The sequence below is a fragment of the Rufibacter glacialis genome, from assembly GCF_008271745.1.
In the GTDB taxonomy this organism is placed as follows: domain Bacteria; phylum Bacteroidota; class Bacteroidia; order Cytophagales; family Hymenobacteraceae; genus Nibribacter; species Nibribacter glacialis.
The window spans coordinates 175,289-190,635 of the sequence record NZ_VKKZ01000025.1; the positions used below are offsets into that span (position 1 = coordinate 175,289).

The window sequence follows — 15,347 nt, forward strand, 5'->3', positions numbered from 1 at the left end:
CGTAATTTAAAGACGGCGGACAACCTGAAGACATTCCTGCACCATCCTAACCCAAGAATATAGAATCCTATGACTGCAAAAAAATGGAGGCTCGCCCTGCTGCTCCTGCTTTCCCTCACGCTGAATCTTTCGGCCTCCCCAAAGGAAGTTTTTCCGGACGGAACCCCCATTCCAGACTGGTTCCGGCAAAACAAACTCACTGACATTACCAAACTGGGGAAACAGTACCGTATCACGGACCATAACCTCAGAAACGACAGTACCCTTATCCAGACAAGCCTCTTACAGGCTGTCATAGACAAAGCCCACGAGAATGGCGGCGGCGTGGTCATCGTGCCCAAAGGGACGTTCCTGAGTGGTTCGCTGTTTTTCAAGAAGGGCACGCACCTGCACCTGGAAGAAGGCGCCAGACTGAAAGGCAGTGATGATATCAGCAACTTCCCCCTGGTTATGACCCGCATGGAAGGCCAAACCCTGAAATACTTTGCCGCCTTGGTGAACGCTGATGGCCTGGATGGCTTTACTATATCCGGAAAAGGAACCATAGACGGCAACGGGCTCCGCTACTGGAAATCATTCTGGCTCCGGCGGCAATTCAACCCAGCCACCACCAACATGGATGAAATGCGGCCCAGGCTGGTGTACATCTCCAACAGCAAGAACGTGCAGCTGTCGGGCGTGAGGCTGGTGAACTCCCCTTTCTGGACCACCCACCTGTACAAATGCGAAAACGTGAAGCTGCTGGACCTGTACATCTACTCGCCCAAAGAACCCGTGAAAGCCCCCAGTTCTGATGCCGTGGACATTGACGGCTGTAAGAACGTGCTCATCAAAAACTGCTACATGTCAGTGAATGACGATGCCGTCGCCCTGAAAGGCGGAAAAGGGCCCAAGGCCGACAAAGACCCCAACAACGCAGGCAACCAGAACATCATCATTGAAGACTGCACCTACGGTTTCTGCCACGGCGCCTTGACCTTCGGCAGTGAGTCTATCCATAACCGCAACATCATTCTGCGCCGCATCAAGGTCAACCACGCTGAACGGTTGCTTTGGCTTAAAATGCGCCCAGACACTCCCCAGAATTATGAATATGTGCTGGTAGAAGACATAGAAGGCAAAGACATTGGCAATTTCATCTTCATCCGCCCCTGGACCCAGTTCTTCGACCTCAAAGGAGAACAAATAACCGGAACGTCTACCGCTCACCACATTACCATGCGCAACATCAAACTGGAATGTGATAACTTCTTCAACGTAGGCATTGCCGACAAGAACAGCCCCGCCCAAGGGTACAAAGCCAAGTTATCTGACTTCCGGTTTGAAAACATTGAGGTAACCGCCAAGAAATTCCTGGAGATAGACACGTCTCTTATTGAGAACTTCCAACTGAAGAACGTAAAGGTTAACGGGAAGAAGATTTTTTAACCTCATCGAATCCCCGTAGCCTAAGTCGGCTGAAAAGAACCAGGCGTCTCTTTTCAGCCGACTTTTTTGTTGGAATTAAAAACGCATCTACCGTTCTTGAGTTGGTTTAAAGACGAAGCTCCTTCCCGCCTATGGCCTTCCGCCTCGTTTACCAGAAGCGGTTGGGTTGCCAAAAGAAAGGCGGGGTTAGTTTTGTTCCCTACATGTGTTCACAAAGCCTACTATCGCCTTATGAAACCAGGAAATACCTCCGCCTTAGCACCAGAACAAAGGCAAGAACTCTTCCAAATTCTAGAAAAACGGTTTGAGAAAAACATGCGCCGCCATAAAGGGCTCACCTGGGTTGAGGTACAGGCAAAGCTGGAGGCGGCTCCGGGAAAACTATGGTCCTTGTTTGAGATGGAAAGAACGGGAGGCGAGCCAGATGTGGTGGGGCAGGATGAGAAGACAGGCGAATACCTCTTTTTTGACTGTGCCTCGGAAAGCCCCAAAGGCCGCCGAAGTGTCTGTTATGACCAGGCTGCGCTAGACGCCAGGAAAGAGCATAAACCAGCGAATAACGCCCTGGAAATGGCCCGCGCCATGGGCATTGAGCTCCTCACCGAACAGCAATACCGGGACTTGCAGCAACTAGGCCAGTTTGACGCCAAGACTTCCAGCTGGATTGCCACTCCACCAGCCATCAGAGAACTAGGGGGTGCCCTCTTCGCGGATTTCCGCTACGGCCAGGTCTTCGTGTACCACAACGGAGCCCAATCTTACTATGCCGCCAGGGGATTCAGAGGTGTTCTGCGGGTGTGATGATTCCTCTAAAAACCTGCTGGGTACGGTAGAATAGATAACAGACGTCTGGAAACTTACCACCCACCCAAGGGGCAGTTTTTGCCTTTATTCTGTAAAAGAGGCCTGAAACCAGCAGGTGTGGGGTCTTTCACAACTCCTGCCCCACCCGGTTCCTACCTGTTTTCCTCCTATCTTTGCCCTACCGTTTAAAAGGCCAGGTGATAGCACCTTAAGGCCAGGAAAAGAATCCTGCTTTCCTGCCATTGCCCAGCCCCCCGGAGAAAGCTGTTTTGCCCATAGGGCGAGGAAGAAAAAGAAACCGTACCACCTGCACGCGCGCCCATGTTGCCCAAGAAGAAAGAACACCCCAGAGAGAAAGCGGGCCTGCACCCCAGAAACCGGCACCGGGAGCGGTATGATTTCCAACAACTGATCAAAACGTACCCACCCTTGGGTTCCTTAGTCCGGCTGAACGAGTACCGGGACGCGTCTATTGACTTTTTCAACCCGGAGGCGGTGAAAACCCTGAACAAGGCCCTGCTGAAGCACTTTTACGGCATCCAGTACTGGGACATCCCGCCCAACTACCTATGCCCGCCTATTCCCGGCAGGGCAGATTACCTCCATTACCTCGCCGACTTGCTGGCTTCCGGAAACCCCAAAGGCAAAGGCAACCAGGTCCCCAAGGGAGCCCGCATCAAATGCCTGGACATTGGCGTGGGGGCGAATTGCGTTTACCCTATTATCGGGGTTAAGGAGTACGGCTGGTCGTTTGTAGGCGCAGACATTGACCCTGTCTCTATTGCCTCGGCCCAAAAGATCATTGACCAGAACCCTACCTTGAAAGGACAGATTGAGTGCCGTTTACAGCCCAACCACCAGAACATCTTCCAGGGCATCATCCAGCCAGGCGAACAGTTTGACCTGACGCTGTGCAACCCGCCTTTCCATGCCTCCCGCGCCGCGGCCCAGGCCGGCACCACCCGCAAAGTCCGGAACCTGACCCAGGGAAAGTCTACCAAGCCGGTGCTGAACTTCGGGGGGCAGTCCAATGAGCTATGGTGCGAAGGCGGGGAAGCCGCCTTCATTGCGAACATGATCCGGCAAAGCAAAGACTTTGCAGACTCCTGCTTGTGGTTTTCCACCTTGGTCTCTAAAAGCGAGCACCTGAAAAACACCTACAAAGCCCTGGAAAAAGCGCAAGCCGCAGAGGTCAAGACCATTCCCATGCACCAAGGGAACAAGAGTAGCCGCCTGGTTGCCTGGACTTTTCTGGACCCGGCCCAGCAAAACGACTGGCGAAGCAGCCGGTGGTAGCAAGCCTTGCTCTTTCAAAGCTACTTTTCCAGAAACAGACCTAAAACACCTCTCCTGGTCTTCCTGCATTTATCTGGCTAGATCCCATTCTTATCGCTTCGTCCTTTTCTTTCCTAAGCCGCTCCTTCTCCAGGGAAACAGATTTCCTGTTACCTTAGGGTTCTCATACCGCCCATTACAGGAGCGGTTTTCTGTTCTACCCTTACCCAACGATTTATGGCACAAGCACCCATTGTGGTCACCTGCACCTTACCCGCCTCCCCGGAAAAAGTCTGGCAAGCCCTCACTGACCGGGATCAAATGAAAGAATGGTACTTTGATCTGGCGGCCTTCAAACCAGAAGTAGGCTTTACTTTCCAGTTCACAGGAGGTACGGAAGAAAACAGCTACCTCCACCTGTGCGAGGTCACCGAGGTAATCCCCCGGCAGAAACTGACCTACAGTTGGCGCTATGAAGGCTACCCCGGCATTACCTACGTCACCTTCGCCCTCTTGCCCGTGGAAGGAAAAACCCAGTTAACCCTTACCCACACCGGCCTGGAGACGTTCCCCCAAGACAACCCAGATTTCGCCGCGGAGAATTTTGTAGCGGGTTGGCAGGAGATCATTGGCCAGTTGTTGCCCGCCTATCTGGAAAAAGATCCTTCCCCTGCCTCCTGAGGTGGCACATTCGGTAGCCGCTTCTGTTTTTCCGGTACTTTTCTAAAAAAGCCTCTAAAACCGCTTACTTCCAGCTGCCCAATATTTCTTTTAGAAAAAAATGGGGCAGCTTTTTCATGGGCTTCAGGCACGCATGATTCCAAGCCTTGCCAGGGAGCCCTGGAGGTCAGCCTTCACCCACCAGGAAAGTGGATTTAAAATTTCAGCCTTAGTGCAATCCGTTTAAAAAAGCCCGTCGTAGGTCTTGCTTTCAACCTTTTAAACGATGACGGCATGAAAAACAACCACCAATTTCTGTTATGGGCTTCCGGCCTGCTTTGCCTCTCCACCCTTTTCACTTCTTGTAGCCAAGATATCCTGGAGTCTGAAGACCAGCTTCCTTCCAGCCATATCACCCAAGAAGCAAAAGCGCCCGCTAACCTGACTTTTTACGCCCTCACAGACAACAACCAATTGGTGGAATATTCCACAAACAAAATCGGGAAGGAAACAGATGTGGTCTCTATCACGGGCCTCAAAAGTGGCGAGAGGCTGCTGGCCATTGATTTCAGACCGGCTACGGGGCAGCTCTATGGGGTGAGCAACCAGAGCAACCTGTACGTCATCAACCAAAACACCGGGCGGGCCACGCAAGTAGGTACTGCTCCTTTCTCCCCAGCTTTAGAAGGTACCCAGGTGGGCTTTGACTTTAACCCTACCGTTGACCGCATCAGGCTGGTGACCAATACCACGCAGAACCTGCGCCTGAACCCAGAAACTGGCGCCGTTGTGGCCATTGACGGCAACCTGAACCCCGGCAGCCCAGAGGTAGTGGCGGTTGCCTATACCAACAGCATGGCCGGGGCCACTTCTACCGCCTTGTATGACATAGACGTGGCCACCGACAAGCTTTACCTCCAGAATCCGCCCAATGCCGGTACTTTGGTAGAAGTGGGCCGCTTAAACGTGCAGGCCGTTGGGGAAGGCGGGTTTGATATTTCCCCAGATAATTCGCTGGCCATTGCGGCTTTGTTTGGCCGGGGCGGGGGCACAGAAAACCAGAAAGAAGATTCACCCGGAAACAAATACCGTTTTTACCGCATTGACCTGGCTTCCGGCAAAGCAACTAACCTGGGCAAGACAGACCGCACCATCATTGGGGTGGCCATCCCCACCAATCCGGTGGCCTATGGCGTAGACGCGGCGAACAACTTGCTGATCTTCAATCCTTATGCGGCGGGCACCATCCTGACCAAGGCCATTACGGGCCTGCAACCCGGAGAAAGGGTGCTGGGCATTGATATGCGCCCGGCAACTTCCCAGCTGTATGCCTTGGGCAGCACCAACCGCCTGTACACCGTGAACTTAGCCACCGGCGCGTTTACCGCGGTGGGCGGTCCGTTTACCCCGGCCCTGTCTGGGGAATTCTTCGGCTTTGACTTCAACCCCACCGTTGACAGAATACGGGTAGTAAGCAATACCGGGCAAAACCTGCGTCTGAACCCCATCACCGGCCAAGTGGCCGCCGAAGATGGACCTTTAAACCCGGGCAGCCCGCAGATAGATGCAAGCGCCTATACGAACAATTTTGCCGGGGCCACCTCTACCGCCCTGTATAATATTGATTTTGGAACGGATGCCTTGTACCTGCAGAATCCACCCAATACAGGCACGCAGGTGCTGATTGGCCGTTTAGGGGTAATGACCGGCCCGAATAACGGATTTGATATTGGTGGTGTAAGCGGCAACGCCTTGGCTCTGCTTCAGGCGGGGAGTCAATCTGGAATTTACCAGATCAACCTGAGCACGGGCCAGGCAAGTCTGTTGTCTTCTTTATCCAGAACCCCCTTGAGTTTCGCCCTAGGCTTAGGCTTCTAAGGGTCGTGCCCACCGTAGTTTTTGCAGGTCCTGCCATGCGTTCCCGTGGCAGGACCTGCTGCGTTTTAGGGGTTCTGAAAACAGGTCGTTTTCAGGAAAACAGGCCATAAAACCCAGATGAGAAGCCCTCTGAAAGGATAAGGTTCTAGAACACCTTTCCATTCCTGCGTATATTTGGGGCCTGCGGGTAGACCTTTTGCCTGTTAGCGCACCAAGCTCCCTTCTTGCCTTTATGATCAACTACAACCCCAAAGACTGGTTCATCTTCATTTTCAGGTTCTCCAAATCAGATACGTTCAGGCGGTTACTGCCGCTGTTAGGGGCTGTGGGTCTCTATGCCGGACTGGTAGCCTACGTGGAATTGAATTACCTAGCCAAGTCTGAGTATTATGACAGCATCAAAAATGTGGGGCTCATGCACAGTGTATTGGGGTTCGTGCTATCGTTGCTGCTGGTGTTTCGGACCAATACGGCTTACGACCGGTGGTGGGAAGGCCGCAAAGTCTGGGGCAGCCTCACCAACAGCTCGCGCAACCTGGCCCTGAAACTGAGCGCTTGCGTCCCCGACTCCCAGGACCGGCTCTTCTTCCAACAGATGATCCCGCAGTATGCCTACGCCCTCAAGAGCACCCTGCGCCACAACGAGGACTTCCAGCAGCTGGACCCGGTTCTGGACCTGGACCGTGAGGCCCATCTTCCTAACCAGATAGCCGCCGCCCTTTTCCAGCGGGTACATGCCTTGCATCAGGCCGGCAGTCTCACCATGGCCCAGTTCCTGGTGCTGGACCGGGAGATAAGCACTTTCACGGAAGTCACCGGCGCCGCCGAAAGGATCAAGAACACGCCCATTCCTTTCACCTACAGTGTATTCATAAAGAAGTTCATCTTTTTCTACGTCATGACCCTCCCCTTCGGCTGGGTGTTCAGCATGGGGTATTTTGTGGTGCCGGTGGTCATGCTCATTCTGTACGCCATGGCCAGCCTGGAGCTTATTGCCGAGGAGATCGAGAACCCCTTCGGCACCGATGACAATGACCTGCCCCTGGACCAGATCTGCCAGAACATCAGAAAGCACGTGGGTGAACTCCTGGGTTAGCCCGGTTTTTTTACAGGGTTCTCTTTAGGGCGAAGGGGCTGCCAGGCGTTTCCGGCCCCTTTTTAAGAAAAAGCGGGTAGAAGGCAATGAAGAACCTCATAAGGCTACCCATTTCCTCCTAACCGCTTTGGCGCTGTTTGGCCTATAACGGCCCTGAATCTTTGTCTATGTTTCTGGTAAGGTACCGGGTGAGCAAGCTGCCTACGGCCCCTGAACCCGCGTATTTGGCCAGGTTATCCAGCAGGCCCACCTGCTCTTTGTCCAGCCATTTGTATTCTTCGGCGGCAATCAGGTGGAAACCCCGCACCGCAATGCAGACCGCAATGATGAACCCTGCCACAATGATGTTGCCCTGAATAGCCCAGTGGATGATGGTACGGGCTCCCTGCTCGCGTTGGTGTTCCCGCTTGCGGCGGTCACTGGCAAACCATTCATCTTCTTCTTTGGCCTTCCGTAGCCCGGCCGTGGGTGGTGGCGAGGCCCTGATCGCGTCCAGGTCCAGGTGCGAGGAGGGACTGCTAGGCGGACTGGACTGCATGGGGGGCATTGACTAGCTTTTCATAGTACTCTTTGATCAGGTCATTGGGGATGATCACGTTATTGCTGTGCTTTCCTTGGCTGTCCCAGACCTTTTTCCAGGGAGTATGGTCTTGATGGGTCATGGCAGACAAGTCAATGCCGGAGAACTGGCCATACACTTCCCAGATTTTCTCCAGGAACGGCACCAACTCCGGATCTGTGAGGGTGACCGGTGCCAGTTCATTCGTATTGGAGGCAGTGGCCATTTGCCTTATCTCATCGCCCCCAAAATCCTTGAAACTGTAATACACCGAGGGCACCACCGGCCCGTATTTCCAGGCTTCTACCGGTTCACTCAACAGCGGCTGGCCCGATAAACCCAGGTACCACCCATGCGCAATGTAGACCAGTTTCACCAGTTTCATATTGGTCACGGGTTCACCGGTATCAAAAGACTTCTTGATGAAGAAGTTGGCAATTGCGAGAGGACTCTCCATGAATGTAATTAAAAGTACTTCCTATAATGGTACGCCCCGGCAAAAAAGAAAGTTGGGCAGGAACCAGTACAAAAATAACACAAAGGGCTGGTTTAACCAACTCCTTTTCCATCATTAACCCCTCAAACACAAAGAGATACACCCGCCCTACCAAAACCACGGGCCCTGCCTCTACCAGGAACAGGTGATGCCTTTACACGCCAAAGCCTGAGAAACAAGGTCTCTCAGGCTTTGGCTTTAGACCTGCCACAGGATGGCGGCCAGAAGGGGAATAATGGATTGCGAAAGGGGGAAACTGGTGATCAGGCCTGGGCTTGGGAGTAGAGGTGGCATTTCCAGAGCTCCAGTTCATCCATGACCAACTGGCCCATGTATTCTAAGGTGATCTGGTCATCTGCTGAGAACTCTCTGGGTTCTTTGTCTACAATGCACACCGAACCCAACATAAAGCCGTCATGGGTTTTCAGGGGAACCCCGGCGTAAAACCGAAGACCGAATTCGCCCGCCACCAAGGGATTGGCCAACAGGCAGGGTTCATTTAAGGCATCATTGAAAACGGTGATTTCTTCCCGCATGATGGCCAGAGAGCAAATACTCTCCCCACGGCTGATTTCCTTCACTCCTTCCATGCCCACATTGCCCTTGAACCACACCCGGTCGGCGTCAACAAACGACACCAAGGCAATGGGCACTTTGAAAAGATGGGCCGCCAAGGCCGCTATGTGCCTAAAAGGCCCTTCGGTTTCTGAATCTAAAATCTTGTAATTATGAAGCTTTTTAACCCGGTCTTCCTCATTTCCGGGGATGATGTTTATCCCAAAGCTATTCTTTGAATTCATACGCTACGCTCACTATACTTAAGCTACCTACTTAAGCAGATGTACACTATACGTACACGTTTTTCGCTAGTTAATGAAAAATATAACTAATTACCGGATTCTTTATAAAATACCAAACTCTGCTGTTGTCCCGTCCCAGCGCCAGAAAAAGTGCTATTTTTGGGAAAATACTGATAAAACACTCGCAAGCAACCGTATAAATATCTGCTTTTGAAACAGTTAAAAAGGAAATTCGCCCGGAAGGAAGCCACCTACATAATGAATCTACAAGTACGTTTTTAGGACGAAAGACAGGGCGGGCGCTGGCAGGAAGGGGAAAGCTTCTTGATTTAAGACTTCTTTTAATTTTATAGCCTGAAAAGGCTTAGCCCTTTCCCGGAAAAGCGCTAAAAGAAAGCTACTATCCAGGAAAGGGCTAAGAAAGGAAGTTAATTCTGTTTCACCAGCTGGATCTCAGCTTGCAGCCTGATGTCATCGCTAACCACCACGCTACCGGCCTCGGTCACGGCGTTCCATGTAAGGCCAAACTCTTTGCGGCTGATCTTGCCAGACACGGTGAAGCCGGCTTTGGTTTGCCCATAAGGGTCTACCACAATGCCCCCGAACTCCACGTCAACCGTCACGGGCTTAGAAACGCCTTTGATGGTGAGCGTACCGTGCAGTTTGGCAGCATCACTGCCGGTTTGCTCATAGTTGGTTCCTTCAAACCTGATATCTTCATGGGTGTCTGAATCAAAGAAATCAGCGGACTTAAGGTGTGTGTCGCGCTGCTCATTGTTGGTGCTGATGGAATTCACATCAGCGGTGAACAGGATACGGGTAGCCTTGGAGAAGTCTTCGTCCTCGGTCTCCACCTCTACGTGAAAGGTTTGGAAGTATCCGGTCACGGTGGTGATCATCAAGTGCTTTACTTTGAACTGCACTTCTGAGTGCATGGGGTCAATGGACCATTTGGTAGTTGCCATAGGTTTTTCGTTAATGGTAAAAAAGCGCCACTTTTTCAGGAGGTATACGCAGGGCTACCGGAGGGGTTAAGCCGCGATACTTACATTAAATGTATCTACATATAGGCAAAAACCAAACTCTTTCCGGGGTGTTTTTCCATTTTTGACGCAAAACCGGCCTGAAAAATAATCAAACGGTGGCAGCGGCAACGGCCTTCCGCTTGCCTTTTCCTGGCAGGTCCCCTTGGAGCGCATGGGTGGTTTTAAGGATCTCAGCGCTTATTTTCCTGATCAGCTCCAGCTGGTCCCTCAGCAACTGGTCCTCTGAGGAAAGCTCCTTTTTCTCCAGGATCTCTGGTTCCGGGCCTTTCTGCGCCGCCTCCGGAGCCTTAAAGGACGGGTCCAGGGTCTGGAGGGCTTCCGTTAGGGAAAGGGTAGCGCGCCGCAAGGGCCTGAGGAAGCCCCGAGGGAAGAATTCCGGCTCCCGTCCTATCCTGGCGTAGACTATGGTGGCGATGTACGAGGGCAATATGTGGTTGAGCACCACAAACTGGTAAATGTCTTCGCCGTGGAGCTGTTTGCTCTTTGGTTCACCGGTCATGCGCTGGAACGCCGCCGACAGGTTGGCCGAGCTCACATACACCTCTTTGCGAGCCAGCTTGTAGTCCAATTCTGAGATGCGCTTGCCGCTGAGCAAATCCAGGAGCACGTGCAGGTACTGTTGGTTCGCTTTGAGCACCGCCTGCATGAACTGCCCCACCTGCTTAGACTCCCAGTTAGGGAACACCACATAAGTAGCCGCAAACGCGATGCTACAGCCCACCACCGTATCTATGACCCGCTCCTGCACAATGGATAGGCTACCGCCCCCCAGAAAATGGAAAAGGATGAGCATGAAAGGCGTCATGAAGATCACACTGAGCACATAATTGATCCGCTGCACACTGTAGAACCCGGTCATGAAAAGCAGCATGAACACAAACTGCCACCGCTCATCCCGCACCACATACAGCACCAAGAGCCCTACCGCGCCGCCCACTACCGTACCAATAACCCGCTGGATATTGCGTTGCTTGGTCAGGCTGAAGGCGGGCTTGAGCAGGAAGATCACCGTGAGCAGGACCCAGTAGCTGTGCTGCCCATAGGGGAACAGTAAGGTAAGGACATACGCGAACAAGGCCACCAGGGCCACCCGCACAGAGAACCGGAAGATTGAGGAAGCCATGGTGAGATTGCTCCAGAACAGCTTGGGATCCACCGTCTGCCGTGAGACAAACTGCGAAAGCTCCAGCTCCCGTACCCGCCGGTGCACCAGTTCTGAATGCGCCTTGAAGTACGACAGGATATCTGACAGCCGCTGGGCGATGGACCTGATGTTCACGTAGATTTTCCTGAGCACAAGGTTTCCTTGCTGGCCTCCCTGCTCCCCTACCGCTTCAATTTTGGCTTTGAGGGCTTCCAGCCGGGCGGTGGTATCTACCCGGTTCTTGGGCCTCAGATTCCCCTGCACGGCAAAACCCAGGTGGTCCAACTCTTCGGCCAGGTACTCTACCAAATGGGCTATTTCAAGGAGAATGCCAGAGCTTCCATACCGCTCCCTGATGGCATCATAATCATAATGGATGGCGGTCACCTGCTCATATAAGTCTACCAGGTCTACAAAGGTCATCACCAGGGTACGACCGGCCTGGGTAGACTCCTTCACCATTTGCCGGCTTCTGAACAGGAGTTCGCGCACGGCCGCCTGTTTCTCGTTCACCAGAATCTGCTGGGAGATCAACTGCCGGTACCCTTCGTCCAGATCAGTGTTGGGTTGGTAAAAGGCGGCTTTGAGCCGAAGGAACTTGGCTACTTCCCTGATGCACTCCCCCAAGGCCTGCTGGGCCGGTCGGTAAGGCATGACCTTGTTGGTAAGCAGACTCAGCAACAGGTACCACACCCCACCGGCCATGGTCAGACCGCTGTTCACCAGCACCAGTTCAGGGGGCAGGGGTTGGTCCATGGTCAAAACCAGCACCAGCAGACCGCCCATGCCAATAAGCGAGGCCCGCATGCCATAGACCAGGAACATGGAGAACAAAAAACTGAGCACGAGAATCTCCAGCCCCATGGTCACCACGTGCATGCGTGCAAATCCCGTGATCAGGGTTACCAGGGTACACACGCCAATGCCCACCAGCATGCCGTTGCGCTTGTGGAGCAGCGGCCCCGGCGAATCGGCCAGGCTTACCCCTATGGCTCCCAATGACATGGCAATTCCTCTTTCCAGGTGCCCAAAGTAAGCGAACACCAGGGCCGGCAGAAGCGCCGCCACGGTCACCCTTATGCCATCATGGAAGTTCTGGCTGTAGAAAAAATACTGTAACTCCCGTACTTTACTGTTCATGCCGCTAAGACGGATTGTTGTGTTTGTAAATGGTCCCTCCCTATACGTACTACCGCTTTTAAGGCTGGTTTTAGAAAAACAGCCTCACAACACCAGAACCTTCCCTTTTATTTTTAAAGGTAAAGGATCATTTTCAAACTCAAAGGAACCTGCCTCCGCCGGGGCGTGAGTTTCGGTCTTCCCCAATGGAACGGATTCTCTGAAATCACTTCCATAGATAAGCTTTCTACCTAGGCCTACCACGAGCGTTTCCTGCCTACAAAAGAGAAGCCAGCCCGTCTCTCCTAGACAAGCTGGCTTTTAATTACAGGTACCAAGCAGTGGGCGGCTTCTGTACCTGGGCAGGAATATCCTGGGTGGTCCGCTTAGTCGGTGCCCTGGGTTCTCACCACCACTATTTCCACTCTTCTATTCTGTTGCCTTCCCTGGGCGGTTGAATTAGAAGCGATGGGGTCCTGCTGGCCTTTGGAGATGACTTTGATGCGGTCGGCGTCAAAACCGGCGGTAGAGGTTAGCCATTCTTCTACTGCTTTGGCCCGTTCCCGCCCTAGTTCCAGGTTGTGTTCTTTGCTGGCAGTGGAGTCTGTGAAGCCAAACACCCGTATCATTCCCTCGCCTTGGGTACGGCTTTTTATGTTGTCAGCTATTTTCTGCAGACTTTCTTTCCCTGTGGCCTTGATCTCGGCTTTGTCTATGTCAAAAAGGATGTCCTGGCTGGCCTGGTAAATGGTAACGGAGTCGTTGCCGCGCACCGTCACGTTGGCGCTAACCAGTTCCGGTACCACTACAATAGGAGCATCAAAATCAATGTTGTCCCACACGGCATCGTCGCGGTAAAGCACGGCGGTATCATTGGTGGCCATCTCAGCCACAGAATCGGCGTTTTCAATTCGTTTACCAGATTCGCTGCACGCAACGGTAAGTCCAGCTAACATCAGAAGGAAAAAGACGGTATTGTTTTTCATAGCAAGTAGCATATGGTAGTTTAGTATAAGTACGAAGTGCATGAGTATTAGTTAGTTGAACAGCCTATACCTCCGCTACAAGACCCCATCTTTGCGTCATCGGTTGCTACTCTTTGCATTATCCCTCGTAGATTTGCAGCATGGTTACTTCCTCTGCACTGGACATTGTCATAATTGGCGCGGGCCCCATTGGCCTGACGTGCGGCATTGAAGCCCAGAAAGCCGGCCTCTCTTACGTGATCCTGGACAAAGGCGCCCTGGTGAACTCGCTCTACAACTACCCGGTGACCATGACCTTTTTCTCCACGTCTCAGAAACTGGAGATTGGCGGCGTGCCTTTTATCTCAGACAACCCCAAACCCCGCCGCAACGAGGCCCTGGAGTATTACCGCCGCGTTGCCCTGGCTTTTAACCTGCACGTGCGGTTGTTTGAGGAGGTGTTTTCGGTGCAGAAAAAAGAAAACGGGTTTGAAGTGCAGACCGCCAAGGGAACCTACCTGGCGCGCAAAGTCATCATCTCCACCGGGTTCTATGACCTGCCCGCTACCATGGAGGTACCGGGTGAGAACCTGCCGCACGTGACGCACTACTACAAAGACCCGCATTACTATGCGTTGCAGAAAGTGGTGGTGGTAGGCGCCAGCAACTCCTCTGTAGATGCCGCCCTGGAAACGTACCGCAAAGGCGCCCAGGTGACCATGGTGGTGCGTGGCCCCGCGATAGGCCGGCGCGTGAAATACTGGGTAAAACCGGATATTGAGAACCGCATAGCCGAGGGCAGCATCACGGCGCATTTCAACTCCTGTATTACCGCTATCCGCCCGGGCGAAGTGGATATTGTCACCCCCGATGGACCGCTCACCCTGGAGAACGACTTTGTCCTGGCGCTCACCGGGTACAAACCCAACTTTGACCTGCTTCGGAAGTTTGGGGTTCGCCTGTCAGAAGATGAGAAACTCTACCCGCAGCACGACCCCCAAACCATGGAAACCAATGAACCGGGCCTGTACCTGGCGGGCGTGGTCTGTGGCGGTATGGATACCCACCTGTGGTTCATTGAGAACTCCCGTGACCATGCTGAGAAGATAGTACGCCATATCCTGGCCCAAGACCAGGCCTGACCTTCTTCCTGTTTCAAAAGTGAATTTCCAAAAACACCCCTGAAATACCGCTCTAACCAAGGGGGCTCCTTCCTCTTTCAACGCTTAGGCTTTATTCAAGGCCCCCGGTTCTTATTGTGCCCTGGTAGGTTTCCTGAAGGATACCTTAATCACATACTAACCTGCAATTAGCTTATAATCAGTTATTTATAGCTTACATTATTTTATTGTTATCAAGGACAATTCCCATTTTCTCACACTTTTCTCCTTCTGTCTGGGCTAATATCCGTTACTTTGCACCACCGAATGAACGTTCATAACAAAGAAAAACACTGACTTGGAGATAATTGCAGAGAAGAAAAAGGCTATTCTGGAAAGTACGCTGAAGCTGATCAAGGAGAATGGGTTCCATGGCACCCCTATGAGTCTGGTCGCCAAAAAAGCGGGAGTAGCCGCCGGCACCATCTATCATTACTTTGATAGCAAAGACACCCTCATCATGGAGTTGTTTGAGTATACCCAGTTCCGGCTGCAGCAGGCCATGCTGAAAAACCTTCGCGAGGACATGGATTTCAAGGAAGGCTTTTTCCTGCGGTGGACCAGCCGGTACCATTTCTTCATTCAGAACCCAGACGTCTTGTTCTTCATTGAACAGTTCGTGAACTCCCCTTACTTCCCAAGGTGCCCGCAGGAACGGAATGAGCGCATCCAGAATGAAATCAAACAATTTATCGGGATCGGTAAAGAGCAGGGCGTCTTCCGGGACCTGGACCAGAACCTCATGTCCATCATGGTCCATAGCAGCATAATCACAGCCGCCAAAATTCAGATTGACGGCAAATTGGTTTTAGGAGAAAACGAGATTTCCCAACTGGCCCAGATGATGTGGGACAGCATTCGCAAACAGTAACCCAGAGAATACACCCTTTCACCAGATTAGAAAAATTACCAGGACC

Annotated in this window: 14 protein-coding genes; 8 read left to right on the forward strand and 6 right to left on the reverse strand. The window is 52.5% G+C overall.

What is annotated here, in order from left to right:
- The first annotated feature begins 69 nt into the window (after nucleotides 1-69).
- The 6 genes from FOE74_RS19810 to FOE74_RS19835 all read left to right on the forward strand — a co-directional run bounded on the left by FOE74_RS19810 (nucleotide 70) and on the right by FOE74_RS19835 (nucleotide 7,141).
- Complete coding sequence (locus tag FOE74_RS19810) at nucleotides 70-1,428, forward strand: rhamnogalacturonidase (protein WP_149100373.1); 1,359 nt, start codon at nucleotides 70-72, stop codon at nucleotides 1,426-1,428.
- 231 nt (nucleotides 1,429-1,659) lie between these two features.
- The gene (locus tag FOE74_RS19815; protein ID WP_149100374.1) at nucleotides 1,660-2,229 is read left to right on the forward strand and encodes a DUF4256 domain-containing protein; all 570 of its coding nucleotides are present in this window, start codon (nucleotides 1,660-1,662) and stop codon (nucleotides 2,227-2,229) included.
- Between the two features lie 324 nt (nucleotides 2,230-2,553).
- Nucleotides 2,554-3,528, forward strand: a complete 975-nt coding sequence (gene rlmF, locus FOE74_RS19820; RefSeq protein ID WP_149100375.1) for a 23S rRNA (adenine(1618)-N(6))-methyltransferase RlmF — start codon at nucleotides 2,554-2,556, stop codon at nucleotides 3,526-3,528.
- A 216-nt stretch (nucleotides 3,529-3,744) separates the two neighbouring features.
- On the forward strand, nucleotides 3,745-4,188 hold the full coding sequence (locus tag FOE74_RS19825; protein ID WP_149100376.1) for an SRPBCC family protein: 444 nt from the start codon (nucleotides 3,745-3,747) through the stop codon (nucleotides 4,186-4,188).
- A gap of 273 nt (nucleotides 4,189-4,461) precedes the next feature.
- Complete coding sequence (locus tag FOE74_RS19830; protein ID WP_149100377.1) at nucleotides 4,462-6,045, forward strand: DUF4394 domain-containing protein; 1,584 nt, start codon at nucleotides 4,462-4,464, stop codon at nucleotides 6,043-6,045.
- Between the two features lie 232 nt (nucleotides 6,046-6,277).
- Nucleotides 6,278-7,141 (forward strand): bestrophin family protein, encoded by an 864-nt coding sequence (locus FOE74_RS19835; RefSeq protein ID WP_149100378.1) that lies wholly within the window; start codon nucleotides 6,278-6,280, stop codon nucleotides 7,139-7,141.
- Nucleotides 7,142-7,283: 142 nt separating this feature from the next.
- Here the strand turns inward: FOE74_RS19835 and FOE74_RS19840 are convergent, their stop codons facing one another.
- The 6 genes from FOE74_RS19840 to FOE74_RS19865 form a co-directional block, all read right to left on the reverse strand.
- Nucleotides 7,284-7,679 (reverse strand): hypothetical protein, encoded by a 396-nt coding sequence (locus FOE74_RS19840; RefSeq protein ID WP_149100379.1) that lies wholly within the window; start codon nucleotides 7,677-7,679, stop codon nucleotides 7,284-7,286.
- Nucleotides 7,660-8,157, reverse strand: a complete 498-nt coding sequence (locus tag FOE74_RS19845; protein ID WP_149100380.1) for a Panacea domain-containing protein — start codon at nucleotides 8,155-8,157, stop codon at nucleotides 7,660-7,662. The genes FOE74_RS19840 and FOE74_RS19845 overlap by 20 nt, the downstream gene beginning before the upstream one ends.
- Before the next feature lie 302 nt (nucleotides 8,158-8,459).
- Nucleotides 8,460-8,996 carry a GAF domain-containing protein gene (locus FOE74_RS19850; protein ID WP_149100381.1) on the reverse strand — a complete coding sequence of 179 codons (537 nt, stop codon included), beginning with the start codon at nucleotides 8,994-8,996 and terminating at the stop codon, nucleotides 8,460-8,462.
- A gap of 428 nt (nucleotides 8,997-9,424) precedes the next feature.
- Complete coding sequence (locus FOE74_RS19855; protein WP_149100382.1) at nucleotides 9,425-9,961, reverse strand: YceI family protein; 537 nt, start codon at nucleotides 9,959-9,961, stop codon at nucleotides 9,425-9,427.
- Between the two features lie 169 nt (nucleotides 9,962-10,130).
- Nucleotides 10,131-12,326, reverse strand: coding sequence for an FUSC family membrane protein (locus FOE74_RS19860; RefSeq protein ID WP_149100383.1), 2,196 nt, complete (start codon nucleotides 12,324-12,326; stop codon nucleotides 10,131-10,133).
- A 365-nt stretch (nucleotides 12,327-12,691) separates the two neighbouring features.
- Complete coding sequence (locus FOE74_RS19865; RefSeq protein ID WP_188687044.1) at nucleotides 12,692-13,291, reverse strand: OmpA family protein; 600 nt, start codon at nucleotides 13,289-13,291, stop codon at nucleotides 12,692-12,694.
- 140 nt (nucleotides 13,292-13,431) lie between these two features.
- On the opposite strand from FOE74_RS19865, the gene FOE74_RS19870 reads away from it, so the two are divergent.
- Entirely contained in the window at nucleotides 13,432-14,412 is a 981-nt protein-coding gene (locus FOE74_RS19870) for a YpdA family putative bacillithiol disulfide reductase (protein ID WP_149100385.1), read from the forward strand.
- Between the two features lie 316 nt (nucleotides 14,413-14,728).
- Nucleotides 14,729-15,301: a TetR/AcrR family transcriptional regulator gene (locus tag FOE74_RS19875; RefSeq protein WP_149100386.1), complete on the forward strand. Its 573-nt coding sequence runs from the start codon at nucleotides 14,729-14,731 to the stop codon at nucleotides 15,299-15,301.
- Nucleotides 15,302-15,347 lie beyond the last annotated feature (46 nt).